This window comes from Micromonospora vulcania (genome assembly GCF_042658605.1).
GTDB lineage: Bacteria > Actinomycetota > Actinomycetes > Mycobacteriales > Micromonosporaceae > Micromonospora > Micromonospora vulcania.
This window is the reverse complement of sequence record NZ_JBHSQS010000005.1, coordinates 247,780-274,336: the sequence shown is the minus strand read 5'-3', so window position 1 is coordinate 274,336 and position 26,557 is coordinate 247,780. Positions and strand designations below refer to the sequence as shown.

Annotated in this window: 32 protein-coding genes; 17 read left to right on the top strand and 15 right to left on the bottom strand. The window is 71.9% G+C overall.

Annotated elements, in window-relative coordinates:
- Nucleotides 1-126 precede the first annotated feature (126 nt).
- Nucleotides 127-1,602, top strand: a complete 1,476-nt coding sequence (locus ACFQGL_RS10495; RefSeq protein ID WP_377509085.1) for a leucyl aminopeptidase family protein — start codon at nt 127-129, stop codon at nt 1,600-1,602.
- Nucleotides 1,603-1,608: 6 nt separating this feature from the next.
- On the opposite strand, the gene ACFQGL_RS10490 is transcribed toward ACFQGL_RS10495, so the two are convergent.
- Nucleotides 1,609-2,259, bottom strand: a complete 651-nt coding sequence (locus ACFQGL_RS10490) for an O-methyltransferase (RefSeq protein WP_377509587.1) — start codon at nt 2,257-2,259, stop codon at nt 1,609-1,611.
- Nucleotides 2,260-2,478: 219 nt separating this feature from the next.
- On the opposite strand from ACFQGL_RS10490, the gene ACFQGL_RS10485 reads away from it, so the two are divergent.
- Complete coding sequence (locus ACFQGL_RS10485) at nt 2,479-3,993, top strand: S1C family serine protease (RefSeq protein WP_377509584.1); 1,515 nt, start codon at nt 2,479-2,481, stop codon at nt 3,991-3,993.
- A 76-nt stretch (nt 3,994-4,069) separates the two neighbouring features.
- Entirely contained in the window at nt 4,070-4,492 is a 423-nt protein-coding gene (locus ACFQGL_RS10480) for a twin-arginine translocase TatA/TatE family subunit (protein ID WP_377509083.1), read from the top strand.
- Nucleotides 4,493-4,585: 93 nt separating this feature from the next.
- Here the strand turns inward: ACFQGL_RS10480 and ACFQGL_RS10475 are convergent, their stop codons facing one another.
- The 3 genes from ACFQGL_RS10475 to ACFQGL_RS10465 form a co-directional block, all read right to left on the bottom strand.
- Nucleotides 4,586-5,734 (bottom strand): Mrp/NBP35 family ATP-binding protein, encoded by a 1,149-nt coding sequence (locus ACFQGL_RS10475; RefSeq protein WP_377509080.1) that lies wholly within the window; start codon nt 5,732-5,734, stop codon nt 4,586-4,588.
- Nucleotides 5,735-5,819: 85 nt separating this feature from the next.
- Nucleotides 5,820-6,467 carry a DUF1003 domain-containing protein gene (locus ACFQGL_RS10470; protein ID WP_377509077.1) on the bottom strand — a complete coding sequence of 216 codons (648 nt, stop codon included), beginning with the start codon at nt 6,465-6,467 and terminating at the stop codon, nt 5,820-5,822.
- Complete coding sequence (locus ACFQGL_RS10465; RefSeq protein WP_377509074.1) at nt 6,460-7,746, bottom strand: magnesium transporter MgtE N-terminal domain-containing protein; 1,287 nt, start codon at nt 7,744-7,746, stop codon at nt 6,460-6,462. Before ACFQGL_RS10465 ends, ACFQGL_RS10470 begins: the two co-directional genes overlap by 8 nt.
- A 33-nt stretch (nt 7,747-7,779) precedes the next feature.
- Here ACFQGL_RS10465 and ACFQGL_RS10460 point away from each other — a divergent pair, with 33 nt between their 5' ends.
- Nucleotides 7,780-8,649 (top strand): PhzF family phenazine biosynthesis protein, encoded by an 870-nt coding sequence (locus ACFQGL_RS10460; protein WP_377509071.1) that lies wholly within the window; start codon nt 7,780-7,782, stop codon nt 8,647-8,649.
- A 17-nt stretch (nt 8,650-8,666) separates the two neighbouring features.
- Nucleotides 8,667-9,197 (top strand): hypothetical protein, encoded by a 531-nt coding sequence (locus ACFQGL_RS10455; RefSeq protein ID WP_377509068.1) that lies wholly within the window; start codon nt 8,667-8,669, stop codon nt 9,195-9,197.
- An 8-nt stretch (nt 9,198-9,205) separates the two neighbouring features.
- On the opposite strand, the gene ACFQGL_RS10450 is transcribed toward ACFQGL_RS10455, so the two are convergent.
- Nucleotides 9,206-9,919: an HAD family hydrolase gene (locus ACFQGL_RS10450; RefSeq protein WP_377509065.1), complete on the bottom strand. Its 714-nt coding sequence runs from the start codon at nt 9,917-9,919 to the stop codon at nt 9,206-9,208.
- A gap of 105 nt (nt 9,920-10,024) precedes the next feature.
- Here ACFQGL_RS10450 and ACFQGL_RS10445 point away from each other — a divergent pair, with 105 nt between their 5' ends.
- A complete protein-coding gene (locus ACFQGL_RS10445) occupies nt 10,025-10,984 on the top strand; it encodes a DMT family transporter (RefSeq protein ID WP_377509062.1) in 960 nt (319 codons plus the stop codon).
- An 85-nt stretch (nt 10,985-11,069) separates the two neighbouring features.
- Here the strand turns inward: ACFQGL_RS10445 and ACFQGL_RS10440 are convergent, their stop codons facing one another.
- Both ACFQGL_RS10440 and ACFQGL_RS10435 read right to left on the bottom strand, forming a co-directional pair.
- Nucleotides 11,070-11,345 carry a hypothetical protein gene (locus ACFQGL_RS10440; protein WP_377509059.1) on the bottom strand — a complete coding sequence of 92 codons (276 nt, stop codon included), beginning with the start codon at nt 11,343-11,345 and terminating at the stop codon, nt 11,070-11,072.
- 10 nt (nt 11,346-11,355) lie between these two features.
- Entirely contained in the window at nt 11,356-12,180 is an 825-nt protein-coding gene (locus ACFQGL_RS10435; protein ID WP_377509581.1) for an SDR family NAD(P)-dependent oxidoreductase, read from the bottom strand.
- 129 nt (nt 12,181-12,309) lie between these two features.
- Here ACFQGL_RS10435 and ACFQGL_RS10430 point away from each other — a divergent pair, with 129 nt between their 5' ends.
- On the top strand, nt 12,310-13,266 hold the full coding sequence (locus tag ACFQGL_RS10430; RefSeq protein ID WP_377509056.1) for an HpcH/HpaI aldolase/citrate lyase family protein: 957 nt from the start codon (nt 12,310-12,312) through the stop codon (nt 13,264-13,266).
- Nucleotides 13,267-13,275: 9 nt separating this feature from the next.
- Here the strand turns inward: ACFQGL_RS10430 and ACFQGL_RS10425 are convergent, their stop codons facing one another.
- Nucleotides 13,276-13,791 carry a DUF4190 domain-containing protein gene (locus ACFQGL_RS10425; RefSeq protein ID WP_377509053.1) on the bottom strand — a complete coding sequence of 172 codons (516 nt, stop codon included), beginning with the start codon at nt 13,789-13,791 and terminating at the stop codon, nt 13,276-13,278.
- Nucleotides 13,792-13,978: 187 nt separating this feature from the next.
- Between ACFQGL_RS10425 and ACFQGL_RS10420 the strand changes: the two genes are divergently transcribed.
- Nucleotides 13,979-14,815, top strand: a complete 837-nt coding sequence (locus tag ACFQGL_RS10420) for an SDR family NAD(P)-dependent oxidoreductase (protein WP_377509578.1) — start codon at nt 13,979-13,981, stop codon at nt 14,813-14,815.
- A gap of 12 nt (nt 14,816-14,827) precedes the next feature.
- On the opposite strand, the gene ACFQGL_RS10415 is transcribed toward ACFQGL_RS10420, so the two are convergent.
- On the bottom strand, nt 14,828-15,334 hold the full coding sequence (locus ACFQGL_RS10415) for a DUF4190 domain-containing protein (protein ID WP_377509050.1): 507 nt from the start codon (nt 15,332-15,334) through the stop codon (nt 14,828-14,830).
- A 174-nt stretch (nt 15,335-15,508) separates the two neighbouring features.
- Between ACFQGL_RS10415 and ACFQGL_RS10410 the strand changes: the two genes are divergently transcribed.
- A complete protein-coding gene (locus ACFQGL_RS10410; RefSeq protein WP_377509047.1) occupies nt 15,509-16,705 on the top strand; it encodes an acyl-CoA dehydrogenase family protein in 1,197 nt (398 codons plus the stop codon).
- On the opposite strand, the gene ACFQGL_RS10405 is transcribed toward ACFQGL_RS10410, so the two are convergent.
- The 3 genes from ACFQGL_RS10405 to ACFQGL_RS10395 all read right to left on the bottom strand — a co-directional run bounded on the left by ACFQGL_RS10405 (nt 16,686) and on the right by ACFQGL_RS10395 (nt 18,951).
- Nucleotides 16,686-17,408: a hypothetical protein gene (locus tag ACFQGL_RS10405; RefSeq protein WP_377509044.1), complete on the bottom strand. Its 723-nt coding sequence runs from the start codon at nt 17,406-17,408 to the stop codon at nt 16,686-16,688. The two genes, ACFQGL_RS10410 and ACFQGL_RS10405, sit on opposite strands and share 20 nt — an antisense overlap.
- Nucleotides 17,409-17,470: 62 nt before the next feature.
- Nucleotides 17,471-17,878 (bottom strand): CoA-binding protein, encoded by a 408-nt coding sequence (locus ACFQGL_RS10400; RefSeq protein ID WP_377509041.1) that lies wholly within the window; start codon nt 17,876-17,878, stop codon nt 17,471-17,473.
- A gap of 26 nt (nt 17,879-17,904) precedes the next feature.
- Nucleotides 17,905-18,951: an Rv2578c family radical SAM protein gene (locus ACFQGL_RS10395; RefSeq protein ID WP_377509038.1), complete on the bottom strand. Its 1,047-nt coding sequence runs from the start codon at nt 18,949-18,951 to the stop codon at nt 17,905-17,907.
- 93 nt (nt 18,952-19,044) lie between these two features.
- On the opposite strand from ACFQGL_RS10395, the gene ACFQGL_RS10390 reads away from it, so the two are divergent.
- Nucleotides 19,045-19,464 (top strand): thiol-disulfide oxidoreductase DCC family protein, encoded by a 420-nt coding sequence (locus ACFQGL_RS10390; RefSeq protein ID WP_377509575.1) that lies wholly within the window; start codon nt 19,045-19,047, stop codon nt 19,462-19,464.
- On the opposite strand, the gene ACFQGL_RS10385 is transcribed toward ACFQGL_RS10390, so the two are convergent.
- The 3 genes from ACFQGL_RS10385 to trxA all read right to left on the bottom strand — a co-directional run bounded on the left by ACFQGL_RS10385 (nt 19,428) and on the right by trxA (nt 21,330).
- Complete coding sequence (locus ACFQGL_RS10385) at nt 19,428-20,369, bottom strand: MFS transporter permease (RefSeq protein ID WP_377509035.1); 942 nt, start codon at nt 20,367-20,369, stop codon at nt 19,428-19,430. The genes ACFQGL_RS10390 and ACFQGL_RS10385 overlap by 37 nt on opposite strands.
- Nucleotides 20,366-20,806, bottom strand: a complete 441-nt coding sequence (locus ACFQGL_RS10380; RefSeq protein WP_377509032.1) for a hypothetical protein — start codon at nt 20,804-20,806, stop codon at nt 20,366-20,368. The genes ACFQGL_RS10385 and ACFQGL_RS10380 overlap by 4 nt, the downstream gene beginning before the upstream one ends.
- Nucleotides 20,807-20,967: 161 nt before the next feature.
- On the bottom strand, nt 20,968-21,330 hold the full coding sequence (gene trxA / locus ACFQGL_RS10375) for a thioredoxin (protein WP_377509029.1): 363 nt from the start codon (nt 21,328-21,330) through the stop codon (nt 20,968-20,970).
- Between the two features lie 547 nt (nt 21,331-21,877).
- Between trxA and ACFQGL_RS10370 the strand changes: the two genes are divergently transcribed.
- From ACFQGL_RS10370 to ACFQGL_RS10340, 7 genes are all read left to right on the top strand, one after another.
- Nucleotides 21,878-22,393 (top strand): MaoC family dehydratase, encoded by a 516-nt coding sequence (locus ACFQGL_RS10370; protein WP_377509026.1) that lies wholly within the window; start codon nt 21,878-21,880, stop codon nt 22,391-22,393.
- Between the two features lie 76 nt (nt 22,394-22,469).
- Complete coding sequence (locus tag ACFQGL_RS10365; protein WP_377509023.1) at nt 22,470-23,006, top strand: hypothetical protein; 537 nt, start codon at nt 22,470-22,472, stop codon at nt 23,004-23,006.
- 52 nt (nt 23,007-23,058) lie between these two features.
- Nucleotides 23,059-23,682: a TrmH family RNA methyltransferase gene (locus ACFQGL_RS10360; protein WP_377509020.1), complete on the top strand. Its 624-nt coding sequence runs from the start codon at nt 23,059-23,061 to the stop codon at nt 23,680-23,682.
- A 69-nt stretch (nt 23,683-23,751) separates the two neighbouring features.
- On the top strand, nt 23,752-24,441 hold the full coding sequence (locus ACFQGL_RS10355) for a DUF6758 family protein (RefSeq protein ID WP_377509017.1): 690 nt from the start codon (nt 23,752-23,754) through the stop codon (nt 24,439-24,441).
- Between the two features lie 116 nt (nt 24,442-24,557).
- On the top strand, nt 24,558-24,716 hold the full coding sequence (locus tag ACFQGL_RS10350) for a hypothetical protein (RefSeq protein ID WP_007455302.1): 159 nt from the start codon (nt 24,558-24,560) through the stop codon (nt 24,714-24,716).
- Between the two features lie 6 nt (nt 24,717-24,722).
- Complete coding sequence (locus ACFQGL_RS10345; RefSeq protein ID WP_377509014.1) at nt 24,723-25,598, top strand: PH domain-containing protein; 876 nt, start codon at nt 24,723-24,725, stop codon at nt 25,596-25,598.
- 103 nt (nt 25,599-25,701) lie between these two features.
- Entirely contained in the window at nt 25,702-26,478 is a 777-nt protein-coding gene (locus ACFQGL_RS10340; RefSeq protein WP_377509012.1) for a SigE family RNA polymerase sigma factor, read from the top strand.
- Nucleotides 26,479-26,557 lie beyond the last annotated feature (79 nt).

Genomic DNA, 26,557 nt, shown 5'->3' with positions numbered 1-26,557 from the left:
TACACCGCCCGGACTGTTCCTCAGTCCCTGAGCCACCGGCAGGGCCGGTGGCTCAGGGTCTTCATCGGTTGCGGGCGGTATCTGCACGTCCCGCTCCGTGACATTTTTCTGGAGGTACGGTTCCGCGTGCTCGCCATCCGTCCGATCGCTGAGCCGGATCGGCTCGACGTACTCGTCCTGCCCGTCCGTCCGACCGAACCGGGCGGGGGTGGCGCGGCCTCGGCCGAGCCGGTGCCCGCCGCCGTGACGCCCCCGGACGGCACCGTCGACGAGGCCGCCGCGCTCGCACCGGCAGCCCGGCTGACCGGTTGCGCCGGTGAGATCCGTACCCATCTGCGCCCCGGGCGTACGCCGGGTCGACTTTTGCTGCTCGGCATCGGCGACGGCGGCGAGGCGGCCTGGCGGACGGCGGGCGCGGCGCTGGCCCGTGCCGCCGTTGATGAGACGCACATCACCATCGCGCTGCCGGCCGAGGTGAGCCAGGCCGCGGTCCGCGGGTTGACCGAGGGGCTGCTGCTCGCCTCGTACCGGTTCCGGCTGACCCAGGCCGGCGATGCACCCGCCCTCGACGGTGTCGACCTCCTGCTCGCCGACCCGGGCGCGTACGAGGCCACCATCGCCACGGCCCGGACCACCGCCGAGATGACCCGGCTGGCCCGCGACCTGACCAACACTCCCTCCTCGGTGAAGAACCCGCAGTGGTTCGCCGAGCAGGTCGCCACCGCAGCGGCCAACCTGCCGGACCTGCGCCTGCGCGTCCGTGGCCCGGCCGAACTGGCCGCCGAGGGGTTCGGCGGGATCCTCGCCGTGGGCGGCGGCTCGCGCAGCGGTCCCCGCCTGGTCGAGCTCGACTGGCACCCGGCCGACGCGCGTACCCACGTGGTGCTGGTCGGAAAGGGCATCACCTTCGACTCCGGCGGCCTCTCGATCAAGCCGGTGCCGGCCATGAAGCTGATGCGCAAGGACATGGCCGGCGCGGCCGCGGTCGTCGCCGCCACCCTCGGCGCCGCCGCGCTGCGGCTACCCGTTCGGGTCACCACGCTGGCCCCGCTCGCCGAGAACATGGTCAGCGGTTCGGCGTTCCGCCCCGGCGACGTCGTCCGGCACTACGGCGGTACGACCAGCGAGACGACCAACTCCGACGCCGAGGGCCGGCTGGTCCTCGCCGACGCGCTGGCGTACGCGGTGCGCGAACTCGCGCCGGACCTGCTGCTCGACCTCGCCACCCTCACCGGGGCCAACGCGGTGGCGCTGGGCAAACGCACCGCTGCCCTGTACAGCGAGAACGACCGGTTGGCCGCCGACGTGCTGGCCGCGGCCGAGGCGGCCGGCGAGGGGGCCTGGCGGATGCCGCTGCACACCGACTACGTCGAGTATCTGGGCAGCGAGGTCGCCGACCTCTACAGCGCGCCGACCCAGGGCGCCGGATCGGTGGTGGCCGCGCTCTACCTCCGCGAGTTCACCGGCGAGTTGCGGGACCGCTGGCTGCATCTGGACATGTCGGCGCCCTCCTGGGCGGACGGCGACCAGGGCGAGGTCAGTCGTGGTGCGACCGGGTGGGGTGTCCGCTCGCTGCTGCGCTGGCTCGCCAGCATCGACTGACCCGGGTCAGCACTTGACGGCGGCGAGCACCCCGTGGCCGACCGGGAGCAGCGCGGGGATCCAGTGCTCCGATTCCCGCACCGCCTTGATGGTCTCGCGGACCGTCACCGTCTCCGCGTCCCGGGCGGCCGGGTCGCCGATCCGTCCACCGGCGAGCATGCCGTTGAGCGCGAGCACGCCACCCGGACGCAGCAGCCGTAGCGCGGCCTCCACGCAGGCGTGGAACCCGGTCGCCTCGGCGTCCACGAAGACCAGGTCGTACGCCCCGTCGGCGAGCCGGGGGAGCACGTCCAGCGCGCGTCCGGTGATGATCCGGGTACGACCGGCGGCGAAACCCGCCTCGGTGAAGATCCGTCGGGCGATCCGCTGGTGCTCCACCTCCACGTCGATGGTGGTGAGCACCCCGTCGGCACGCATGCCGCGCAGCAGCCAGACCCCGCTCACGCCGGTGCCGGTGCCGATCTCCACCACCGCCCGGGCGTTGCCGGCCGCGGCCAGCAGCCGCAGCGCCGCCCCCGCGCCGGGGGTGACCGCCTCCAGTCCCACCTCGTGGGCCAGGCTGCGGGCGGTGCGAAGGACGAGATCCTCGGTGACGTACGACTCGGCGAACTGCTGAGCCTGGGCCGTCGAACTGCCGGAACCGGCGACCGTGGCGATGGGGCACCTCCGGGGCGGTGCGTGGTGCGAGGGCGGGTTGGCACTGTGAGCGTAGAGGCGAGCGCCGTTGGGCGCAGCCGCGCCTCCACCCCCTCGCGATGAGCGGCGGCAACCGCTGACTGCTCCGCGGGCATCCGTGCAATCCTGGAGGCGGTATCCCGTCAGCCGCGAGCGCACCGGTCCGTGGCCGAGCGACGCGGCGCGGGATCCGGGGACGGACTGGGAGGCACCGACGTGACCGACGGCTGGGACTGGCGCCGGGGCGGTGAGACTCCGGCGCGACCGCCCGGGGCCCAGACCCCATCGGCGGGGTCGCCGACCACGCCGGGGGCTGGCGACGCGCCCGCGGCGTCGCCTGGCGTACCGGTGGCTGGGGGCCCGCCGACGGGATCATCGGCGCTGCCCGTGGCCGGTGTGCCGGCCGCAAACCCCTCGTCGACCTGGCCGGCCACGCCGGTGGTGGGTGTGCCGGCAGCCGGCCCGTCGGCGGGTTGGCCGGCCACGCCGGTGGTGCCGTCGAGCCCGCCCGGCGTCGCCGGCACGTCGCCCTGGTGGTCGGACGCTCTGGCCGACCCGTGGCGGGATCCGGCAGCACCGGCGGCGGTGGTGGTGCCTGCCGTGGTGCAGGCCGGCACCGAGCCCGAACCGGTCACCGACCCGGATGCGCCCGGCCGGCCGACGCTGCGCCACCTGCTGCTCATCCCGGTGATCACCGCGCTGCTGGCCGGCACCCTCGGCGGTGCGCTGGGCTACGCGTTCGCCGTACGCGGCGGGGTCGGCGGGACGGTGCTCGGCGGCGCACCAGCGCAGGCGCCCGCGTTGGCGCAACGTAGGCCGGAATCGCTGGCCGGAGTCGCCGAACGGGTCCTGCCCAGCGTGGTCACCGTGCGGGTGAGCAGCCTCGGCGGGACGAGCGAGGGCTCCGGCTTCATCGCCAGCGCCGACGGCCACGTGATCACCAACGACCACGTGGTGGCCGGTGGCACCGGCAAGGCTTCGGTGATCTTCAACGACGGCACCACCGCACCGGCGACCCTGGTCGGGCAGGATCCGGAATCGGACATCGCGGTGATCAAGGTGAACCGGACCGGACTGCGGCCGGTCGAGTTCGGTGACTCCGACGCGCTGGCGGTCGGCGATCCGGTGCTCGCGGTGGGTTCGCCGCTCTCGCTGGCCAACACGGTCACCGCCGGCATCGTGAGCGCCCTGGACCGGACGATGCAGGCCGGCGAGCCGGGCGGCCCGGTGCGCTACTACGCGGCGATCCAGACCGACGCGGCGGTCAACCACGGCAACTCGGGCGGGCCACTGGTCGACGGCGCCGGGCGGGTGGTCGGGGTGAACTCCACCATCAAGTCGCTGGTCGCCGAGGGGCAGGAGGCGGGCAACATCGGGCTCGCGTTCGCCATCCCGATCAACCAGGCCAAGCGGGTGACCCAGGACATCATCGGCACCGGCCGAGCCCGACGTACGGTGATCGGTGCCGCGTTCGACGATCAGGTCGCGGGTGGCGGCGTACGACTCGGGGCGGTGGAGCCGTCCGGCCCGGCGGCCGACGCCGGGTTGAAGGTCGGTGATGTGATCTTGAAGCTCAACGGTCGGCCGATGTCCGAGCCGACGGACCTGACGGCCCTGATCCGCAAATTCGCGCCGGGCTCGGTGGTGACCGTCGAGTTCCGTCGCGGTTCCACCCGGCAGAACACGTCGGTCACCCTCGCCGCGGATGCGAAGTGAACAGCGGGTCACCCCCTGCCCGATTGGTGTCCGACGTGCGTAGTCTTGCTGCTGACGCCGAGAGGAGGCCCGCGGGATGCTCGACAACCTGAACTGGTGGGAGATCGGTGCGCTGCTGCTCCTGGCGCTCTTGATCTTCGGTGACCGGCTGCCCACCGTCATCAACGACGGCCTGCGGATGGTGCGCAACCTGCGCAACATGGCCCGCAATGCCACCGGCGACCTGAGCCGGGAGCTGGGCACCGACATCCAGCTGGAGGACCTGCACCCGAAGGCGTTCATCCGCAAGCACCTCCTCAGCGAGGAGGACGAGGCGGCGATCCGCAAGCCGTTGCAGGGCGTCTACGACAACCTCCGCGCGGACGTCGGCGGCGTGCACGACGAGCTGAAGGACGTGGCCAACGCCGCGGACCCGCGGAAGAACGGCGCCCGGCCCGCCACGGCGACCGGCACCACCCCGGCGCCGGCTCCCCGGGTCAGCTACGACGACGCCACCTGACCGGCCCGGCATCTGGCGGCGAACGGCGGGAATACCGACCGGCCTGCACCCCCGCCGGCCGAGTGGCCGGCGGGAGAACGGCGGATCGGGCGCTCAGCGCCCAGCGGGCTTGAGGCCGAGCGGTTTGCCCAGCAGCGACTCCCGGCGCACCGCGAGCCGGTCGGCGATCGTGCCGAGGGCCTGCGCGGCCGGCGACTCCGGCTCGGCCAGCACGATCGGGTTGCCGGCGTCGCCAGCCTCCCGCACCCGGGTGTCCAGCGGGATCTGCCCGAGCAGCGGCACCTGCGCGCCGATGGTCCGGCTCAGCGACTCGGCGACCGCGGCGCCGCCACCGGCACCGAAGATCTCCATCCGGGAGCCGTCCGGCAACTCCAGCCAGGACATGTTCTCGATGACGCCGACCACCCGCTGGTGGGTCTGCAGGGCGATCGCGCCGGCCCGCTCCGCCACCTCGGCGGCTGCGGCCTGCGGGGTGGTCACCACCAGGATCTCCGAGTTGGGCAGCAACTGGGCCAGCGAGATGGCCACGTCACCGGTGCCCGGCGGCAGGTCGAGCAGGAGCACGTCCAGGTCGCCCCAGTAGACGTCGGCCAGGAACTGCTGCAACGCCCGGTGCAGCATCGGGCCACGCCACACCACGGCGGCGTTGCCGGAGGTGAACATGCCGATCGAGATCACCTTCACGCCGTGCGACTGCGGCGGCATGATCATGTCCTCGACCCGGGTCGGGCGGCCGTCCGCGCCGAGCATCCGGGGCACCGAGTGGCCGTAGATGTCCGCGTCGACCACGCCCACCGAGAGCCCGCGGGCGGCCAGCGCCGCCGCCAGGTTGACCGTCACGCTGGACTTGCCGACGCCGCCCTTGCCGCTGGCGACCGCGTACACCCGGGTCCGTGAACCGGGCTGGGCGAACGGGATCACCGGCTCCTCGCTGGCACCCCCACCGCGTAGCTGTGACTGCAACGACTGCCGCTGCTCGGGGGTCATCACGCCAAAGTCGATCTCCACGCCGGTCACCCCGGGCACCGCGGCGACAGCGGTGGTGATGTCCGTACGCAGCTTGTCCTTGAGCGGGCAGCCGGCGACGGTGAGCAGCAGCTCGACCCGTACGACACCGCTGGCGCCGATCGTGGCGGAGCGGACCATGCCCAGTTCGGTGATGGGCCGGCGGATCTCCGGGTCGTTGACGGTGGCCAGGGCGGCCTGGATCGCGTCCTCGACGGTGCTCACGGGTGCTGACATGCCCGCAATGCTACGTCGCGGGGCATCCGCCCCGGCCGTTGGTCGGGGCGGTGTGAGCGAATCGATGACGGCCTCCGCGGCCCGGTCAGCTGTCCTGAGGTCGAGGGCCGGCGCCATCTGGCCGGGGCTCGTGGGCGAAGTCGTCGTCCAGGTCGTCGCGGGGCTCGTCCAGCCCTTCGCCGCTGGTCGGCCGCTGCCCTCGCCGCTCCTGGCCGCCCTTCTCCTGCTGGCGGCGCTCCAGGCGCTGCCGGCGCTGCCCGGCCTCGTCCAGCTCCTCGGCCAGCCGGGCCAATTCGGAACGGAGGAAGTCACGGGTGGCCACCTCGCCCAGCGCGATCCGCAGCGCGGCGATCTCGCGGGCCAGGTATTCGGTGTCCGCCTTCTGCGCGGTGGCCCGCCGCCGGTCCTCCTCCAGCGCCACCCGGTCCCGGTCGGCCTGCCGGTTCTGCGCCAGCAGGATCAACGGCGCCGCGTAGCTGGCCTGCAACGACAGCACCAGGGTGAGGAACGTGAAGGTGTACGGGTCGAACCGCAGGTTGGCCGGGGCCAGCGTGTTCCAGCCGAACCACACGGCGATCACCACCGTCATGTAGACGATGAAGTTCGCGGTGCCCATGCTGCGCGCGATGCCCTCGGACCAGCGCCCGAATGCCTCCGGGTCGAACCGGGGCAGCTTGACGCCTCGGGGCTCGCGCGGCTGGTCAAGCCGCTCCGCCCGTCGCTGGTCAGCCATCCGCGCCGTCCAGCACCGGGTCGGTGGCGCCCGGGATGCCCGCGGCGTCCCGGTCCCGCCAGTCCCGGGGCAGGGAGTGGTCCAGTACGTCGTCCACCGTCACGGCGCCGACCAGCCGGTTGTTGCGGTCGATCACCGGCATGGCGACCAGGTCGTAGGTGGCCATCCGGCGGGTGATCTCCGGCAGCGGGGTGGTCGGACGCAGCGGGTCGATGTCGTTGACCACGACCTTGCCCAGCAGGTCGGCCGGCGGCTCGCGCAACAGCGACTGGAAGTGCACCATGCCCAGGTAGCGCCCGGTCGGGGTGTTCTGCGGTGCCCGGGTCACGAAGACCTGGGCGGCGACGGCGGGGGAGAGCTGCGGTTCCCGGATCCGGGCCAGCGCCTCGGCGACGGTGGCGTCCGGCGGCATGATGACCGGCTCCGAGGTCATCACGCTGCCAGCCGTGCCCGGGGTGTACTTGAGCAACTGGCGGACCGGGTCGGCCTCGTCCGGCTCCATCAGGTCCAGCAGCACGTCCTGCTCCGGTGGAGGCAGCTCGTTGAGCAGGTCGGCGGCGTCGTCCGGATCCATCTCCTCCAGCACGTCGGCGGCCCGCTCCCGGTCCAACGCGGCCAGGATCTCCACCTGGTCGTGCTCCGGCAGCTCGCTGAGCACGTCGGCCAACCGCTCGTCGTCCAGCGCCGCCGCGACCTCGTTACGCCGCGCGTCGGGCAGATCCTGCAGCGCGTTGGCCAGGTCGGCGGGGCGCATGTCCTCCAGTACGGCGAGCAGGTTCGCCGTACCCCGGTTGTCGGCGATGCCGCTGAGGCCGCGTACCCGGTCCCAGTCCACCTGGTGCAGGTGGCCGCGGCGGGAGAGCCGGCCGGTCTGCTCGCGGACCGCGACCCGGCTGAGTGACCACTCACCGCCCCGGCTGCACTCCATGGCGACGTCGACCACCGCGCCGGGCTGGCCGCCCGGGTCGAGCTGCACCCGCCGGTCCAGCAGTTCCTGGAGCACCAGCAGCTCGTTCGCGCGCTTCTCGAAGCGCCGCAGGTTCAGCGTGCCGGAGCCGAGCACCACGGCGTCCGCGTCGATCGAGGTGATCCGGTTGATGGACAGGAAGATCCGTCGGCGCATCGGCATCTCGGCGACCAGGCCCACCACTTCCGGGGGGCGTTTGGTCGCCCGGAGCCGGGCAACGGCGTCACGTACCCGGCCCACCTGGTCACCGTTCGGGTCGAAGACGGCGACCCCGGCGAGCCGGGCGATGTAGACCCGGGTCGGCGTGCTCACGGGCACCAGCCTAAGCGCCTAATGTTTATCAACATGTCGACCTTGTCCTACGAGATCGTGGACGTTTTCACCGACCGCCCCTTCGCCGGCAACCCGTTGGCCGTGGTGTTCGGCGCCGAGGCGCTGGCCACGGAGCAGATGCAGGCCCTCGCGCTGGAGTTCAACCTCTCCGAGACGGTGTTCGTGCTGCCACCCACCCAGGTCGGTGCCACCTACCGGGCCCGGATCTTCACGCCGGTCGAGGAGTTGCCGTTCGCCGGGCATCCCAGCGTCGGGGCGGCGGTCACCGCGAGCCGACGCGGGATGTTCGGTGTCGGGCAGGTCACCCAGGAGTGTGCGGCCGGGGTGTTGCCGATCGAGGTGTCCGCCTCCGCGGCGACGCTGACCGGTGGCAGCCCCACACTCGGCCCCGAACTCGACCCGGAGCCGCTGCTGGAGATCGCCGGGCTGACCGCGGCCGACCACGCCGGGCCCGCGCCTCGGGTCGCCGGCTGCGGGCTGGAGTTCCCGTTCCTGCCGGTACGGCCGGAGTCGGTGGCCCGGGCCCGGGTGAGCCCGGTGGCGGCGGAGCGGTACGGGGTCGCGCACGTGAGCGTCTTCTCCTGGGACGCCGCCACGCAAACCGCGCACGCGCGGGTCTTCGTACCAGGGCTCGGCGTACCGGAGGACCCGGCGACCGGCTCGGCGGCCCTCGGCCTCGGCGTCTGGCTGGTGGCCACCGGCCTGCTGCCGGGCGAGGGACGGTCCCGCTACGCGGTACGTCAGGGTGTCGAGATGAACCGTCCGTCCGCGCTGGCGTGCACGGTCACCGCGGCGAACGGCGCGGTGGTCGGCGCGACCGTCACCGGCCAGGTGATGCCGGTGGCCAAGGGCGAGATCGCCGTGCCACCCTTCGTGGGCTGACCGGCGCGGAGGTGCCCATGCGGGAGGATGCGGGTGTGACGGACGAGGACGCCCCCGGCGGCACGCCGCTGGTCGACGAGGCGATGAAGAAGGCCGCGGTGGCCTGGGTCAGCGTGTCCGGCGGGCCGGCGCTCGCGCTCTGGTGCGCCCCGTTGGAGGGCGCGTTGTTCGTGGTCACTGGGCCCGGCGAGCAGGCCGCGCCGGGGCTGGCCGACGCGACCGAGGCGCAGATCACCCTGCGCGGCGACCACGGCGGCCGGATCGTCACCTGGCCAGCCCGGGTGACCAGGTTGCAACCGGGCACCGAGGCGTGGGACACCACCGCGCCGCTGGTCGCCGGGAAGCGACTGAACGCGTCCGGCCCGACCGCCGACCTGGTGGCCCGGTGGGCCGCCGACGGCTGCGCGGTCAACCGGCTCGCCCCGGCCGGCACGCCGCTGGCCGGCACCGACCTGCCGGCGGACGCACAGGCCGAGCCGCCCCGGGCGACCCCGGCAGTCCGCGCCACCCGCAAGCCGTTCCGGCTGCACCGGGTCCGCCGCCGCTGACCCCCGGCTCAGCCGGCCCGCCCGCCCGCACCGACGACCCCGGCACCGACCAGGTCGAGCACCTCGCGCAACGTGCCGAGCATCGGGCCGTGCCAGTCCCGGTCGGCGTTGAACACCATGTGCTCGCCGAGGTCCGGCGCGGCCAGCCGGATCGCGGTCATCCCGGCCCGCTCGGCGCCGGTCAGCTCCTGACTGCCGCCGTCGCCCACGTACAGGCAGTCGTCCGGCGCGAGCCCCAGTCGTTGGCAGGCGGCCAGGTAGAGCGCCGGATCCGGCTTGCACCGCCCGACCTGGACGGAGAACACCTGGACGTCGAGCAGCGGGGCGACCGCCAACTGCGGGAGGAACGCCGGCAGCTCGTGCGTACAGTCGCTGATCACGCCGGTGCGCAGGCCGCGCTGGCGCAGCGCCGCCAGCACCGGCACCGCGTCGGCCCGTAACCGGGTGTCCGCGCGCACCGCCTGGTGCCGGGAGGCCACCGCCGCGCGAATCGCATGGTCACTGGGGTGTACGCCGGCCTGGGCGCAGACCCAGCGCAGGGTCGCCTCCGCGTTGCCGAGCTGGCCGGCGGCCCGCTGGTAGTAGGTGCGGTCCAGCACCTCGGTCAGCGTGTCGGTGGGGCACCCGAGCAGCTCGGCGGTGTCGAGATGCGCGGCACCGCGCTGCACCGACCTCGTCAGCGTGCCGAAGAAGTCGAACAGCACCGCCTGGTACCTGGGCATGGGGTAGCGCCTCCGGACGGTAGAGGGTCGTCGGCGCGGACCCGCGTGATCGTAACGGAGCGCTGACGATCAGTGGTGTCCGTACGCGTGTGAGGATTGCTTCCCGTGCCACCTGAACCGCACCGCCCATCCCTGGATCCGCTGACCACCGGCGCGGTCGGCCTGGCCGTGGTCGCCGTGTCGTCGTCCGCGCCGTTGATCGCGTACGCCGCAGCTCCCGCGTTGGCCATCGCGTTCTGGCGCAACATGCTGGCGGTGGCCGTGCTGAGCCCCTTCTCGCTGATCCGGCGTCGACCCGAGTTCCGCAGGCTGACCGTGGGGGTGGGCCGGCGGGAGGGGCTGTTCTGCGTACTCTCCGGAGTCGCCCTGGCCGCGCACTTCGCCACCTGGATGCCGAGCGCGCAGCTCACCTCGGTCGCCGCGGCCACCGCTCTGGTCGCCACCCAGCCGGTCTGGCAGGGGCTGATCGCCCGGGCCCAGGGGCGGCGGCTACCCCCGGTGGTCTGGGTCGGCACCGCGGTGGCGGTCGGCGGCGCGGTGGTCGCCACGGGGGCGGACGTGGGCGTGTCCGGGCGGGCCGTCGCCGGCGACCTGCTGGCGCTGACCGGCGCGATGTTCGCCGCCGTCTACACCGCGTTCGGCGAGCGGGCTCGGGCCAGCATCAGCACCACCACGTACACCACCATCTGTTACGGGATCTGCGCGTTGATCCTGCTGGTGGTCTGTCTGCTCGGCGGGGTCCGGCTGACCGGCTTCGACGGGCGTACCTGGCTGGCCATCCTGGCCGTGGTGGCCGGTGCCCAGCTGCTCGGTCACTCGATGTTCAACTACGCCCTGCACCGGATCCCGGCGACCACGGTGAGCGTGCTGATGCTCCTGGAGGTGCCGGGCGCGGCCCTGCTGGGGTGGGTCTGGCTGGGGCAGCTGCCCCGCCCGTACGCGCTGCTGGGGATGGCGCTGCTGCTGGCCGGCGTGGCGGTGGTGGTGCTCGGCGGTGCCCGGGCAGGCCGCCGCGTCACGCCGCCCGCCGTGTTGCCGGCGGACCCCGCTCCACTGGACGGCTGACGGCTTGCACCGGCGCGGAACCCGACGGGCGGCGAGGTGCGCCTTGAGGCGCGGCGGTGCGGGCCGGTGCCGCCGTCGTGGACGGTCAGGCCTCGTGGACCTCGATCACCCGGGTGGTCGGCGCGGAATCGCCGAGGGCGGTCCGCAGCGCGGCCCGGTCCGGGTCGGCGAGGAACGACTCGTAACCCGAGCGGGCGTCGAACCGGATCACGTGCACCTCGGCCTGCCCGTCGGTGCCGCGTAGTCGTCGCTCCAACTGGCCGCCGTGCCGGCCGAGCAGGGTCAACACGTCGTCCTCGTAGCGCCGCCCGGCCGCCTCGGCCCCAGCGGCGAACTCGACCAGCGCAACCAGGGTCAGCATGGTCGCCCCGCTAGTCGGCGATGCCGACGGCCTTGGCGCTGGCCGCCCAGAGCCGGGACGCGACCTGCGGGTCGCTGGCCTTCCGGTACGGCCGCCGCAGCCGCCGGTCGGCGTAGTAGCCCCCGTCGACCAGCCGGGAACGATCCTGATTGGCCAGCCAGACCAGCGTCTCGGCACCCTTCTCCGGGCTGCGCAGCGGCAGGATCCGCATGCCGAAGGCGACCAGCCTGCTGTCGTTGGCGAACCGGCTGCGCACCGCCCCGGGGTGGAAGCTGTACGCGGGGATGTCCGGCCAGCGGCGGGCCGCCTCGGCGGTGAACAGGATGTTCGCCTGCTTGCTGGAGCCGTACGCGCCCATCGGCCGGTAGCCGCGCAACGGTGCGTTCAGGTCGTCCGGGTCGAGTGAGCCGAAGCGGTGCGCGCCGGAGGCGGTGACCACCAGCCGGCCGACCCGGTCGGCGAGCAGGTTGGTCAGCAGGAACGGGGCCAGGTGGTTGGCCTGGATCGACAGCTCGAAGCCGTCGACCGTGGTGAGCGGCTGGAGCGCGATCGCGCCGGCGTTGTTGGCGAGCACGTCGATCCGGTCGTACGTGGCCCGCAACTGCTCGGCGAGCCGGCGTACGTCGTCGAGCACCGCGAAGTCGGCCCGGAACAACTCAGGACGCTCGCCGGCGGTCTCCCGTACCCGCTCCGCGGCGGCCTGCAAGCGGGCCGGGTCCCGCCCGACCAGTACCACCCGGTCGCCACGGCAGGCCAGGTCGACGGCGGCCGCCAGCCCGATGCCGGAGCTGGCCCCGGTCACCACGACCAGTCGTCGCCCAGTGAGATCTTCCACAGGTCCATTCACCGCGGTCATGGCGCGAGGTTACCGTGGCGTCACCACGCCCTTTGGGATCGTTAAGTTCTCTCAAGTCTGTCGTCAGTGGCGTCGGCGTCTGTGCCGGACGTTGGAAGGAGCACACCCATGGCCGCAGTCGGTCGTCCCCGCCGGTCCTGCCTCGCCGTGCCGGGTTCCAGCGTGAAGATGCTCTCCAAGGCGCAGGGACTCCCGGCCGACCAGGTCTTCCTCGACCTGGAGGATGCCGTCGCACCGCTGGCCAAGCCGGACGCGCGCAAGAACATCGTGGCCGCGCTCAACGAGGGCGGCTGGGCCGGCAAGACCCGGGTGGTCCGGGTCAACGACCTGACCACCCCGTGGACCTACCGGGACGTCATCGAGGTGGTCGAGGGCGCCGGGGCGAACCTGGACTGCATCATGCTGCCGAAGGTGCAGACCGCCGCGCAGGTGCAGTGGCTGGACCTGACGCTCACCCAGATCGAGAAGACGATCGGCCTGGAGGTCGGGCGGATCGGCATCGAGGCGCAGATCGAGAACGCGGCGGGTCTGGTCAACGTGGACGCCATCGCGGCCGCCTCGCCCCGGGTGGAGACCATCATCTTCGGCCCGGCGGACTTCATGGCCTCGATCAACATGAAGTCACTGGTGGTCGGCGCGCTGATCCCGGACTACCCGGGCGACCCCTACCACTACATCCTGATGCGGATCCTGATGGCCGCTCGGATGCACGACAAGCAGGCCATCGACGGCCCGTTCCTGCAGATCCGGGACGTCGACGCCTTCCGCGAGGTCGCCAAGCGTTCGGCCGCGCTGGGTTTCGACGGCAAGTGGGTGCTGCACCCGGGCCAGATCGACGCGGCGAACGAGGTCTACTCCCCGGCGCAGGCCGACTACGACCACGCCGAGCTGATCCTCGACGCGTACGAGCACTACACCTCGGAGGCCGGTGGCAGGCTGGGCGCGGTGATGCTCGGCGACGAGATGATCGACGAGGCGTCCCGGAAGATGGCGCTGGTGATCTCCGCCAAGGGCCGGGCGGCCGGGATGAGCCGTACCTCGTCGTTCACCCCGCCGGCGGAGTGAGCGCGTCGGTCAGTAGCTGCTGCCGCTGTCGCCGGCACCCGTCGTGATGGCAACAATGATCATGACGGCGTAGAAGGCCGCCCCCAGCACCATCAGCCCGGTGAGGACCCAGCCGACGATGATGCCGGCCTTCGCCATCCCCTCGCCGGACTCGCCGCTGATCCGGATCTGTTTCTGCGCCACGTGACCGAGGATCGCTCCGATCGGTGCGGTGATGCCGCAGGAGGAGAGGCCGACCAGGGCCAGCACCAGCGACGCGATGGCCAACCCGTTGGTCTTCGGGGGCGCCGGATACGGGTAGCCCGCGTACGGCGGCGGGTATCCGGGCGGGCCGTATCCGGCCGGGGGCTGACCGGGCGGCACCTGGCCACCGGCGTACGGGTCGACCGGCGCGTACGGGTCCGCGGAGCCGGGTTGGGTGGGTACCGGCTGTGCGGCCACCAGGGTCGGGTCCACCGGGGGGCTCGACTGCTCGCCCGACCACGTGGGATCGGTCCAGCCGCCGGGCGGTGGGGGATATGTCATGCGGTCTCTCCGTCAGGTCGGGTGCGCCGCCAGGGTAGCCACCGACGGCCAAAACCGATGCCCCCGCTCCCGGGTGCCGCGTTGCCCCAGGCCGGTCGGAGCGGGCAGGATCCCTGGCATGGCAATCGACGCACGCGCCGCGGACCGTTCCGGCAGTCGACCGAGACGGGACGTCAGCCGTCCGGGAGTGGCTCGGCGCGGCCGTGCGGCGACACCGGCCGGTGCTCCCGGCGCAGACGAGCCGGTCCCGCTCACCGACCCGGTGACCATGCGGCTCGACGGGCGGGTCGCCCTGGTGACCGGAGCGGGCAGCCCGGACGGCATCGGGTACGCCACCGCCCGCCGGCTCGCCGACCTGGGCGCCCGGGTGGCCATCGTCTCCACCACCCGGCGCATCCACGAGCGGGCCAGCGAGCTGGGCGTGACCGGGTTCGTCGCGGACCTGACCGACGAATCCGAGGTCGGCGCCCTGGCCGACGCGGTCGCCGAGCAGTTGGGCGACGTCGAGGTGCTGGTCAACAACGCCGGCCTGGCCAGCCGGGCCAGCCAGGGGGTGCTGCGGCCGGTCGCGCAGCTCAGCTACGACGAGTGGCGTGGCGAGATCGACCGCAACCTGACCACCGCGTTCCTGTGCAGCCGGGCGTTCATCGGCGGGATGGCCGAACGGGGCTGGGGGCGGATCGTCAACCTGGCGGCCACCGCCGGCCCGGTCAACGCCCTGCCCACCGAGGCCGCGTACGCCGCGGCGAAGGCGGGCGTGGTCGGGCTGACCCGGGCGCTGGCCATGGAGATGATCGCCGACGGAGTGACCGTGAACGCGGTGGCACCCGGCACGATCTACACGGCGGCGTCCACGATGGCCGAGATCAAGCAGGGGCTCGGCACCCCGGTCGGCCGTCCGGGCACGCCGGACGAGGTCGCCGCCGCGATCAGCTTCCTGTGCTCGCCGGCCGCCTCGTACATCACCGGTCAGATGCTGGTGGTGGACGGCGGCAACAGCGTCCGCGAGGCCCGCTTCCGCTGAGCGTCGACTGGTTCAGTAGCCGCCGCTGTCGCCGCTGTTGCTGAAGATGACCAGGGCCACCCAGCCGCAGCAGGCCAGCAGTGCGAGCGCGGTGAAGACGTAGCCGAGGATCAGGCCCCAGGTCGCGAGTTGGTCGCCCTCCTCGCCGGTGGTGCGGAGCTGCCGCTTGGCCACGTGGCCGAGGACCGCTCCGGCCGGCGGAAAGACGAAGGCGAACACCAGCGACAGGATCGCCAGCACGTTGGTGCCCCGACCCTGCCCGGGCGGCGGCGGGCCGTACGGAGCGTAGGGGCCCTGCGGTGCGTACGGCGGCTGCTGCCCCCAGTGCGCCGACTGATGCGGGCCCTGCTGCGCGTACGGCGAGGGTTCGTCCGCCGGTGGCCCGTAGGGCGGGTGCTCCGATGCGTACGGCGGCTGGCCCGCCGGCGGCGGCGCGTAGGGCGACTGGTCCCGGGGTGGCTCGTAGGGTGACGGCGGCGGCTCGTCCCCGGGTGGTCCCGACGGCGGTGGGTAGCTCACGGCTGTCCTCCTGCCGGTGCCGGAAAAGTCCCTCTTGCCGGACGCTACCCGGAGCGGTGAACCTTTTCACAGCGGTTGTGTGGACTGGTCACCTTGGCCTCGCCCGCCCCGGAGGCCGATACTGACCCAGCGTTCAGTTACCCATGAGTAGTGCGCTGATCCCCGGAGGCTGAGATGGCCCGACTCGCCCAGACGCCCGGCCTGACCGATGTGCAGCGGTCGATCCAGGAGACCGTCCGGGAGTTCGCCGACAAGGAGATCATTCCGCACGCCCAGCGGCTTGAGCACGCCGACGAGTACCCCACCGACATCCTCGACGGGATGCGGGAGATGGGGCTGTTCGGCCTCACCATCGACGAGGAGTACGGCGGGCTCGGCGAGTCCCTGCTCACCTACGCGCTGGTGGTGGAGGAGCTGTCCCGGGGCTGGATGTCGATCTCCGGCATCGTCAACACGCACTTCATCGTGGCGTACCTGATCTCCCAGCACGGCTCGGCCGACCAGAAGGCCCGACTGCTGCCGAAGATGGTCACCGGCGAGGTGCGCGGAGCCTTCTCGATGTCCGAGCCGGAGACCGGCTCGGACGTCTCGGCCATCAAGTCCCGGGCGGTCCGCGACGGCGACCGCTACGTGCTCAACGGGCAGAAGATGTGGCTCACCAACGGGGCGTACTCCTCCGTGGTGGCCACCCTGGTCAAGACCGACACCGGTGCCGACTCGGTGTACGGCAACATGAGCACCTTCCTGTTGGAGAAGGAGCCGGGCTTCGGCGAGACCGCGCCCGGGCTGACCATCCCCGGCAAGATCGACAAGATGGGCTACAAGGGCGTCGAGACCACCGAGATGGTGCTCGACGGGGTGAGCGTCCCCGACTCGGCGATCCTCGGCGGCGCTGACAAGGTGGGCCGGGGCTTCTACCAGATGATGGACGGCATCGAGGTGGGCCGGGTCAACGTGGCCGCCCGCGCCTGCGGCATCTCCATCCGCGCCTTCGAGTTGGCGGTCAGCTACGCCCAGCAGCGCAAGACCTTCGGCCAGCCGCTGGCCAAGCACCAGGCGATCGCCTTCAAGCTCGCCGAGATGGGCACGAAGATCGAGGCCGCGCACGCCCTCATGGTCAACGCCGCCCGTCTGAAGGACGCCGGTCAGCGCAACGACGTCGAGGCCGGCATGGCCAAACTGCTCGCCTCGGAATACTGCGCCGAGGTGGTTCAGGAGGCGTTCCGCATCCACGGCGGCTACGGCTACTCCAAGGAGTACGAGATCGAGCGGCTGATGCGGGAGGCACCGTTCCTGCTCATCGGCGAGGGCACCTCGGAGATCCAGAAGACCATCATCTCCCGCGGCCTGCTCAAGGAATACAAGCTTTGACCGGCTCCGCGACGAGGTCCTGCGGCCGGAACCGGTACTCCTCGATGGCGGTGATCAGCCGCTCCTCGGGCACCGCCGTGTCCCGGCCACCGACCACCGGGGCAGGCCGCAGCGACCGCCAGACGGCCGGCCGCAGCCGTACGCCGTTGAGCCGACCGTCGCGCTGGTGTGGGCTGACCCGGTCGATGTTCGTCCAGTCCACGACCTGACGGCCGTGCCGGATCGCGCTCGGGGTGAGCGCCAACCGGCCGGTGAATCGCACCTGCTCGTAGGCCGTCCGGGCGAGCCACCCCGCCACGCCGGCGGCGACCACCGCTCTGGCGATGTCGACCCACAAGCCGCGCTGAGGCAGGTACCCGATCAGTACCGCCCCGACCACCAGCGCCGTGATCGTGTCCGCCGACAGGTCAACCCAGCCGGCGAGCGACCGGCGGGCCACCAGGCCGGGTTCGACCGTGCTGACGCCGGTGACCCGCTCCCGCCAGTGCAGTTGACCGTTGCGCCGAGGCCACCAGCGCGCGGCCAGCCACCGAACGCCGAGGATCAGCCAGACGACCCAGCTCACGCCGGACAGCGGAGGCACCTGGAGCAGGCCCACGGCGACCACCGCCGCCACAGCCGCCGCGAAGGTCAGGGCCAGCAGCCGACGCGCCCAGAGTCCGTCCCGCATCGAAGGCGTACGCCCCAGCCAAGGCAACAACACGGCCGCATCGTACGACCCGTCGTCCCGTCGGGTCGATCATGGGGTTGTGCTGGGGGGACGGGTCAGGGGAGACGGGTCAGGTTGGCTGCTGCGCGTTCGACGATGAGGCAGCGGTCCTCTACGTAGTCCATGCCGGCAGCCTCGGCGATCTGTCGCGCCTCGGTGGAGAAGATGCCCAGCTGCAGCCACACGGCCGGGGCGCCGATCGCCGCCGCGTCCCGGACCACCTGCACGGCGTCGGCCGCCGGCCGGAAGACGTCCACCAGGTCGACGGGGTGCGGGATGTCGGCCAGCGTCGCGTACGCCCGCTCTCCGAAGAGTTCGTCGACGGTCGGGTTGACCGGGATGATCCGCCAGCCGTACTGCTGCATCTGCAACGGCACGCCGTGCGCGGCCTTGGCCGGGTCACGGGACGCGCCCACGACGGCGATCACGGCGGAGTCGGCGAGGATCTGCTGAGCGGTACGCACCCGCCGACTGTAGCGCCGCCCACGGACTAGAGCAGGGTCAGCTGTTCGGCGGCCGGCGCTGGCGGCGCCTCGGGCAGGCTGCGGTTGTCGCCCTGCTCGGCACGGTGCAGCCCGTGCCGACGGGCCGCGATCCGGACACGCGCGGTCAGCTCCCGCTGGTATGCCTGTGGCGCGTACGCCCCGGACCGGTACAGCTCGCGATAGCGCGGCACCAGGTGCGGGTACTCGCGAGCCAGCCAGTGCGCGTACCACTCGCGGGCACCCGGACGCAGGTGCAGGGCCAGCGGGGTCACACTGGTCGCGCCGGCGGCGGCGATGGCCGACACGGTGGCGTCGATCGACTCGTCGCTGTCGCTCAGCCCGGGCAGGATCGGCGCCATCAGCACCCCGACCGAGAAGCCGGCGTCGGCGAGCGCCCGGACCGCGCCGAGTCGGCGGCGCGGGTGCGGGGTGCCCGGCTCGACGGCACGCCAGAGCTGCTCGTCGACGAAGCCCACCGAGTAGGAGATGCCGACGCTGGTGACCTCGGCGGCCTCCCGGAGCAGCGGCAGGTCCCGCAGGAGCAGCGTGCCTTTTGTGAGGATCGAGAACGGGTTGGCGAAATCCCGCAGGGCCGCGATGATCTGCGGCATCAGCCGGTAGCGACCTTCGGCCCGCTGGTAGCAGTCCACGTTGGTGCCCATGGCCACGTGCGCGCCCCGCCACTTCGGCGCGGCCAGCTCCCGCCGGACCAGCTCACCGGCGTTGACCTTGACGATCACCTTCCGGTCGAAGTCCGTCCCGGCGTCGAGGTCGAGATAGGTGTGAGTATTTCTCGCGAAGCAGTACACACAAGCATGGGAGCAGCCCCGGTAGGGGTTGACGGTCCACTCGAAGGGGACGCGGGACTGCCCGGGCACCCGGTTGATGATCGACTTGGCCCGCACCTCGTAGAAGGTCATCCCGGCGAACTCCGGGGTGTCGAACGTGCGGGCGATGGCGCCGGGCAGCGCCAGCGGCAGGGGTGGCGTCGCTGGCGCTGCCCGCTCGGGGTCTCCCTCGACCGGGGGAGCGGTGAGGTTGTCCCAGCGCATGGGTACTATTCGAACACGTGTACGAGCGCAGCGCAAGTGACCCCCCGTACACCCGTGCCCGCTCACGCGGTCGATGAGAGGAAGATGGACACCATGGAGAGGTCGACCTTCGTCTACGACGGAGACTGCGCGTTCTGCACGCGGTGCGCCGAGTTCATCGAGCGCCGCATCCCCACCGGCGCACGGGTGGTGCCGTGGCAGTTCTCCGATCTGGACGCGCTCGGCCTCACCGCCGACGAGTGCGAGGAAGCCGTGCAGTGGGTCGGCGCGGACGGCTCCCGCGCCGCCGGTCCGGACGCCATCGCGAAACTGCTCGCCGCGAGCGGCCCGCTGTGGCGGGTTGCCGGGGCCGGCCTACGGTTCCCCCCGGTACGCGCCGCTGCCTGGCCCGCGTACCGCTGGGTGGCCCGCAACCGGCACCGGCTGCCCGGCGGTACGGCGGCCTGTGCTCTTCCCCAGGAGGCCCGGGAGCGGCTCTACGGCCCTGCCGGTCGCCCGACCACCGGGGCCTGATCGCCGAGCGCCGACGACTCCGTGCCGACGGGCGCCGGGTCAGGGGCCGCGGCGGGCGGTTCGGGCGCCGACCCGGTGGCATCGCGACCGGCGAGCCGGCGGGCCCAGAGCAGCGGGCGCACCCGTTCCAACGGCAGGAAGCTGGTCATCGCGGCCAGGTGCGGCGCGAACGAGATGGTGATGGTCGCGATGGTGACCACGTGGAACGAGTAGAAGAAGCCGACCATGGCCAGTCGCCAGCGGGCCGGCAGCAGGAAGACCACCGGGCTGAGCAGCTCGAAGGCCACGATGCCGAACTGGGCGACGATCAGCAGGTACGGCACCTGGGCGACCAGGTCCGCAAGGTCGGTGCCGCGCCGGATGATCGCCCGGGCCAGCACCGAGCCGGTCAGCCAGTCCAGCCCGCCGAAGCGCAGCTTGGCCCAGGCGGCCAGGAAGTACGTGCAGATCACCGCGATCTGGGTGACCCGCAGCGCCCAGCCGCCGGCCTCGGTGCGGGTGGCGTCGCCGTGCCGGGCACGCCCGGCGGTGGGCAGCACGGCCAGCGCGACGAGCAGCCCGAACCGGTCGTGGTCGACCTTGCCGTAGCTCATCGCGATGATCATCCACTCCAGGTACAGCGCGCAGACCGACCAGCCGAGCAGCCGGGGCGCCCGTCCGGTCGCGGCGAGCAGGGCGAGCAGCAACAGCGCCCAGAAGATCACCGCCACCAGTGCCGGGGTGGGTGTGGGCAGCGGGAGCACCCGGCCGACCAGCAGCGGTTGGTACAGCTCGCCGGGCACGCTGGCCCGGGTGCGCACCCAGGGAGTGAAGATCACCAGGTCGGCGGCGACGAAGAGGTAGATCAACGTCCGGAACGCGGCGATCCGGCCGCGCGGCACCGGCTCGGTCAGCCAGCGGCTCATCGGGATGCCTGCCAGCGGACCACGGTCTCATCGGTGTGCCGGCCGGTGGGCCGCCCGGCACGGATGCCCTGCCAGCGAATGACGATGCGGACCTCCACCAGCGCGGCGGCGGCCGGATGGCGTTCGGCGTACGCGTCGGCGATCTCGGCGAGCAGCGTCGGGTCGGCGGCGTACCGGCCCTGCTGACCTTCGACCTCGGCGCGGCGGATGCCGGTCGCGTCCTGGTCGAGGTCGATCACGTCGCCGGCGCTGTTCACCCCCTCCACCCGGGTGTCCGGCGCGGGCGCGTTCGGCGGGTTGGAGGTGGCGTACATCCGGAACGGACCGAACGGGAAGTCGTCGTCGCTGCCCCACAGGGTGCCGACCAGCAACAGGACGATGCCGAGCGCGGTCGCGCCCAGCCGGGTGGTACGCCCGCGGGCGGTCAGGTTCTCCATCGGGTCGTGAGAATACGGGACTTACCGGCCGCCTCGGGTCCCTCCGACGGTCAGATCCGGCTGCCCGGGTCGGCGGACGTTGGGGTCGGAGACCGCTGGCGGGTACGCCGAAGGCCGGGCCCGTACCGGGTCCGGCCTTCAGGTGCCGTCGCGGGGACGGCTCAGTGGTTGTGCTCGGCCAGCTGCTTGCGGACGTCGTCCATGTCCAGTGCCTCGACCTGCTCGATCAGGTTCTCCAGGGCGGACTCGGGGAGGGCGCCGGGCTGGGCGAAGACGATGACGCCGTCACGGATCGCCATGATCGTCGGGATCGACCGGATCTCGAACTTGGCACCCAGCTCCTGCTGAGCCTCGGTGTCGACCTTGCCGAAGACGATCTGCGGGTGCTTCTCGGAGGAGCGCTCGTAGACCGGGGCGAACCGCTTGCACGGACCACACCAGTCGGCCCAGAAGTCGACCAGGACGATGCCGTCGTTGCCGGTCACCTCGTCGAAGTTCCCCGAGGTCAGCTCAACGGTTGCCATTGCACTCTCCGATCAACGCGGTTTACCTACGTCCCGTAGAACCAGGGCTGACCGTATCGAATTCCCGCGCGCTTGGGCACGAAACGTGCTCCGGGCTGCTGAGGGTACCGAGGGTCATCGACTTGCATCTGTCCGTCCCGACCTGCGGAACGCAAGTGCATGACGCAATTGCGTGACCTGGCGTGATGGGAGCGCTTCCAGGGAGATCCACAGGATCGAGCGCTACGAATCGGTAACTTGCTCATTGACATGGAGGTATCCGGCCTGCGGAGATCGCTGATCAACTCGCTCTCGGCTACCAAGAGTAGTGTTACAAAAAGATAAATGTGACCGCGGTCTCTGTTGAAGCTACGGTTCCGTAGGGCAGACTCTTCCCCATCAGAGCGTGGGCGGCGGGTGCCGGGGAGGGCCCCGCCGCTCATTGCGTCTCCCCCCGTGCGAGTGACCGGTGTGACATTTCCGCCGGGCCCGCATCCCACCGGTCACCTTAACCACCGGTAAGGCATGCTGTGCCGAACTCCATCGCCACCCGTCGAAGGGGACCAGGATGCAGTTCGGCCGTTACTACGAGGAGTTCGAGGTCGGCGCGGTCTACCGGCACTGGCCCGGCAAGACCGTCACCGAGTACGACGACCACCTCTTCTGCCTGCTCACCATGAACCACCACCCGCTGCACATGGACGCGCACTACGCCGAGACGGCCAGCCAGTTCAAGCGCAACGTCGTCGTGGGCAACTACATCTACTCGCTGCTGCTCGGCATGTCGGTGCCGGATGTCAGCGGCAAGGCGATCGCCAACCTGGAGGTGGAGTCGCTGCGGCACGTCGCCCCCACGTTCCACGGCGACACCATCTACGGCGAGACCACCGTGCTGGACAAACGCGAGTCCGGCTCCAAGCCCGACCGGGGCGTGGTGTCGGTGGAGACCCGCGGCTACAACCAGGACGGCACCATGGTCTGCGTCTTTCGCCGCCGGGTCATGGTCCCCAAGCGGGAGTACGCGGCCAGCGCCGTTCCAGAGGGCGTCGATCCGGAGCGCCCGAGCTTCCCCGAGCCGCGCTGAGCGCGGCGTCCGGCCGAGGGCTCCTTCCCGCACCGGGTTTCGGTGGGGAAGGGGCCCTTTTTCCGTTTCGGGGCATATGCTGGCGCCGGAGGTTCCGATGAGCCACTCCGTCGCCGGAGAGCCGCCCTCTGCCGGCCGCCGAGCCGCACCCTTGACCACCGCCATCTACTCCGCCGCCGAGTGGGACCTGCTCACCAGCCTGCCCGGTCGGGTCATCGTGGCCGTCGCCGCGCCCGCCCCCGGCCGCCCGGACCGGGGGGTCGCCGCAGGCCTGGCCGGCCTGGAGGCGGTGGCCGCCGGCCGGGCGTTCGACAGCGACCTGGTCCGCGCGGTGGTCGCCGCGATCTATGCCCGCGATGATGGCAATCCGCCGCCCGTCGAGCGGCTCACCGACCTGGTGGACCTGTTGGCCGCCTGTCGGGCGGCGGTCCGGGTCCTGCACCGGCGTGCCGATCCCGCCGACTCGGCCGCGTACCGCCAATGGGTGCAGTCGGTCGCGGCCCGGGTCTGCCGGGCGGTGCCGGCCCCCGGCGAACGCTCGGCCGGTCAGCCGACCAGCCCGGCCGACCGTCGCTTCCTGGACCGACTCGGCGGCGCGCTGGGGCTGGTCTGAACCGGCAGGCCGCCGCGCCGTGCGCCGGCCCGGCCCGTAACCTCTGCTGATCGTGACCGACGACCAGTTCGAGGTTGGCGTGGGCCCCTGGTCGGGGGACCTGCCGGACGACCCGCGCTACGACCCGCAGTTGCTGGCCGAGGGGGACCGGCGCAACGTGGTCGACCGTTACCGCTACTGGCGGCACGAGGCGATCGTCGCCGACCTGGACCGGCGTCGACACGGCTTCCACGTCGCCATCGAGAACTGGCAGCACGACTTCAACATCGGCACGGTGGTCCGCAACGCGAACGCGTTCCTCGCGGCCGAGGTGCACATCGTCGGCCGGCGCCGGTGGAATCGGCGCGGAGCCATGGTGACCGATCGCTACCAGCACGTACGGCACCACGAGACGATCGAGGAGTTCGTCGCGTGGGCCGCCGGGCGGCGGCTGCCGGTGCTCGGCATCGACAACCTGCCCGGCTCCCGGCCACTGGAGACCGGCACCCTGCCGCTGGACTGCGTGCTGCTGTTCGGGCAGGAGGGACCCGGGCTCTCCGAACCGGCCCGTGCCGCGTGCGACCAGCTCTACTCCATCGCCCAGTACGGCTCGACGAGGTCGATCAACGCGGGCGTGGCCAGCGGCATCGCCATGCACGCCTGGATCCGTACGCACGCCGACGCGCCGCCGGACTGACCGCGCGCCACGGGACCGAATCGGACGGTCCGGCTTGACGTACCGCCGCTCCGGGGTGACGGTGGAGTTGTGAGTGTCGCGGTGAGTTGTCCGAGATGCGGGGGCCCGGTACGGGCGCCGGATCTGATGCACACCGAGTCGAGGTGCCTGAGCTGCGGGCCGGTGCCGCCGCTGCACGTGCCCGAACACATCGGAGCCGAGATCGTCGCCTCCGTGGTGGAACGGATCACCGCCAGCACGGATTCGCCGGGTACGCCGCTGTGGTGCCCGTGGCCGCTGCCGCTCGGCTGGACCCTCACCGGCGTGGCGTACGCCGGGGACGACCGGACCGGCGTACGGGCGACCGCGGTGGCCTGCGCGGGCCCGGCACCGCTCGGTGGCGGCCCGGCCGACCTGGTCTTCGTGGCCGAGGAGCCGGGCGTCGGCCTGGGCACCCGGCTCGCCGGCCTGGCCGGGCCCGACCCCGGACCGGAGTTGGCCGACGCGCTGACCGACCCCGGGCCGGGTCACCCCGAGCACGTCGGGCAGGCCCGGATCCGGGTCGGAGGGCATCCAACTCCACTGTGGTTGGTGAATTCTCCGACGGATCGAAGCGCGTACGCCGGCGAAGCTCGGGGAATGTGGCTGCATGCGATAGCCTGGCCGGCGAGTGCGGGTCACCTGCTCGCGGAAGATGTCGTGCTGCACGACCTGACCGAGTGGACTCCACCCGAGCTCGTGTACGGCGCACCGTCTCCGTACCTGCCTGGGAGGGCTTGACAACCTTCCCGGTTTGACGGAGAACGGACGCAGATATTCACTGTACGACACCACACTGATACTCTGGGTGCCGCTGCGGTAATGGGACCCGGCGCCGCGCGAGAGGATGGCCCGCCATGGTCAAGAAGGTCCTCACCTGGGCCGGAATCGCATTCTTGATCTTCTTCGTCGCCTATCGGCCAAACTCGGCGGCGGATGTGTTCAAGTCGCTCGGCGGCGGGATCATGGATATCGCCCAGGGCTTCGGCGATTTCTTCACCAGTCTCGTCGCCTAACCGCCGATGGGTAGCCCCTCCGGTCCACCCTTCGACCCGGACGACCCCGACCGGGAACGCCGCGAGCGTGACACCGAGCCGATCCCGCGGATCGGGCCGGATGACGGCCCGGGCTACGGTGCTGGCGCTGGCCTGTCCGATGGTCCGTCCCTATCGGACGACGTCGGCTACGGCGACGGTCCCGGCTACGCCGGCGAGGGTCGTTCGGGTCGGGCCTGGATCCGTGATCCAGAGGCCGGCTACCAGCAGCCGCACATCTCCGAGGACGAGCTGGCCGGGCTGCGCGCCGACGCGACCGGCTCGCCTCCTCGGCGGGTGTTGCCGCTGGAGGACGAGCCCAGCTCACTGGTCGCCCGCTACCTCTTCCCCACCGAGCGCTACCGGGGTGAGTGGAAGCGGCACTGGATCCACCTCAGCACCCCGCTACTGATCGGTATCGCGGCGACCTTCGTCCTCGGCTACCTCTCCGGCTTCCTCGCCGGGCAGAACGTGGGCGCGCTGACCACCATCGCGGTGCTGCTCTGGTTCGCGGTGATGGGCTGGGTGGCGTGGAAGGTCGCCGACTGGTGGTATGACCGTTTCATCCTGACCAACAAGCGGGTCATGGTGGTCAACGGCATCATCACCCGTCGGGTCGCCATGATGCCGCTGGTCCGGGTCACGGACATGAAATACGAGCAGACGCCGACCGGCCGAGCGCTCAACTACGGCACCTTCGTGCTGGAGTCCGCCGGCCAGGAGCAGGCGCTGCGTGAGGTCAAGAACCTCCCCAACCCGAACGAGCTCTACCTGCGAGTGGTCGAGGAGATGTACGAGCCGCAGGCAGTCGAGGCGCGGTTGGGCAAGGAGGCCGACGAGGCCAAGGCCGACGACGGCGCGTGAAACTTTTCGTCCGAACATCGGAGTAAGTGCGCACCTTTCGTCATGGACCGGAGCGCCTCAGCCGTGACACCCTGCCAGGACAGCTGGGGTGTGGAGGTGAGCGGTGGCGAGCAGGGACCCGTTGGAGGAGGAGTTCCGCGAGTTCGTCGCGGCCCGATCCGCCGCCCTGCTGCGTACCGCCTACCTGCTCACCGGGGACTGGGCCACGGCCGAGGACCTGCTCCAGACTGCGCTGACCAAGACGTACCTGGCCTGGAAGCGGCTCGGTGGGATCGAGGCGGTCGAGCCGTACGCCCGACGTGTGATGGTCAACACGTCGACGAGCTGGTGGCGGCGGCGTTGGCACGGTGAGCGTCCCACCGAGGTCCTGCCCGAGCGCGCCGGTGTCGACGAGATCGAGCAGCAACTGGACCGGGACCTGCTCTGGCGGCACCTCCGGGAGCTGCCCAAGCGGCAGCGGGCGGTGCTGGTCCTGCGCTACTACGAGGATATGTCCGAGGCGCAGACCGCCGCGATGCTGGACATCTCGCCAGGCACCGTGAAAAGCCAGGCGTCCCGGGCGCTGTCCACACTTCGCAAGCGGATGGGTGCCGACACGCTCGACCTGACCGCCGAGGACTCGCCCGCCGCCCCGGCACCCACCGGGTCCAGCACCCCGGCCCGCCGACCGGCGCGTCCTGCCGTGCCACGCCGTACTCCGGGCACCGGCGGCGCTGGCTCCTCGGCCGCGCGTACGCCGGCCGCCGGTGAGGCCGTGACCCGCCGCCCGCGGCCGGCACCCGTCCAAGGGGCCGACCGGATCGTCCCCCTCCCGGTCGGCCCGTCGGTCGAACTGCCCGCCGCCGTGCCGGTCGGCACGAACTCCGGGAAGCAGCGGTGAGTGCATTCCCGGGCCGGTCCGGCAACCTGACGGAGCGTTCAGCGCGTCCCTACGACATGCGGCCTGACGAGCTGGAAGG

Excerpts from the sequence above, each read along its gene's own strand:
- ACFQGL_RS10480 (WP_377509083.1), top strand. The coding sequence starts at position 4,070 with ATGCTCGACAACCTGAACTGGTGGGAGATCGGTGCGCTGCTGCTCCTG.
- ACFQGL_RS10475 (WP_377509080.1), bottom strand. The coding sequence starts at position 5,734 with ATGTCAGCACCCGTGAGCACCGTCGAGGACGCGATCCAGGCCGCCCTG.
- ACFQGL_RS10470 (WP_377509077.1), bottom strand. The coding sequence starts at position 6,467 with ATGGCTGACCAGCGACGGGCGGAGCGGCTTGACCAGCCGCGCGAGCCC.
- ACFQGL_RS10460 (WP_377509071.1), top strand. The coding sequence starts at position 7,780 with ATGTCGACCTTGTCCTACGAGATCGTGGACGTTTTCACCGACCGCCCC.
- ACFQGL_RS10455 (WP_377509068.1), top strand. The coding sequence starts at position 8,667 with ATGCGGGAGGATGCGGGTGTGACGGACGAGGACGCCCCCGGCGGCACG.
- ACFQGL_RS10450 (WP_377509065.1), bottom strand. The coding sequence starts at position 9,919 with ATGCCCAGGTACCAGGCGGTGCTGTTCGACTTCTTCGGCACGCTGACG.
- ACFQGL_RS10440 (WP_377509059.1), bottom strand. The coding sequence starts at position 11,345 with ATGCTGACCCTGGTTGCGCTGGTCGAGTTCGCCGCTGGGGCCGAGGCG.
- ACFQGL_RS10430 (WP_377509056.1), top strand. The coding sequence starts at position 12,310 with ATGGCCGCAGTCGGTCGTCCCCGCCGGTCCTGCCTCGCCGTGCCGGGT.
- ACFQGL_RS10425 (WP_377509053.1), bottom strand. The coding sequence starts at position 13,791 with ATGACATATCCCCCACCGCCCGGCGGCTGGACCGATCCCACGTGGTCG.
- ACFQGL_RS10410 (WP_377509047.1), top strand. The coding sequence starts at position 15,509 with ATGGCCCGACTCGCCCAGACGCCCGGCCTGACCGATGTGCAGCGGTCG.
- ACFQGL_RS10395 (WP_377509038.1), bottom strand. The coding sequence starts at position 18,951 with ATGCGCTGGGACAACCTCACCGCTCCCCCGGTCGAGGGAGACCCCGAG.
- ACFQGL_RS10390 (WP_377509575.1), top strand. The coding sequence starts at position 19,045 with ATGGAGAGGTCGACCTTCGTCTACGACGGAGACTGCGCGTTCTGCACG.
- ACFQGL_RS10385 (WP_377509035.1), bottom strand. The coding sequence starts at position 20,369 with ATGAGCCGCTGGCTGACCGAGCCGGTGCCGCGCGGCCGGATCGCCGCG.
- ACFQGL_RS10380 (WP_377509032.1), bottom strand. The coding sequence starts at position 20,806 with ATGGAGAACCTGACCGCCCGCGGGCGTACCACCCGGCTGGGCGCGACC.
- trxA (WP_377509029.1), bottom strand. The coding sequence starts at position 21,330 with ATGGCAACCGTTGAGCTGACCTCGGGGAACTTCGACGAGGTGACCGGC.
- ACFQGL_RS10370 (WP_377509026.1), top strand. The coding sequence starts at position 21,878 with ATGCAGTTCGGCCGTTACTACGAGGAGTTCGAGGTCGGCGCGGTCTAC.
- ACFQGL_RS10365 (WP_377509023.1), top strand. The coding sequence starts at position 22,470 with ATGCTGGCGCCGGAGGTTCCGATGAGCCACTCCGTCGCCGGAGAGCCG.
- ACFQGL_RS10350 (WP_007455302.1), top strand. The coding sequence starts at position 24,558 with ATGGTCAAGAAGGTCCTCACCTGGGCCGGAATCGCATTCTTGATCTTC.
- ACFQGL_RS10345 (WP_377509014.1), top strand. The coding sequence starts at position 24,723 with ATGGGTAGCCCCTCCGGTCCACCCTTCGACCCGGACGACCCCGACCGG.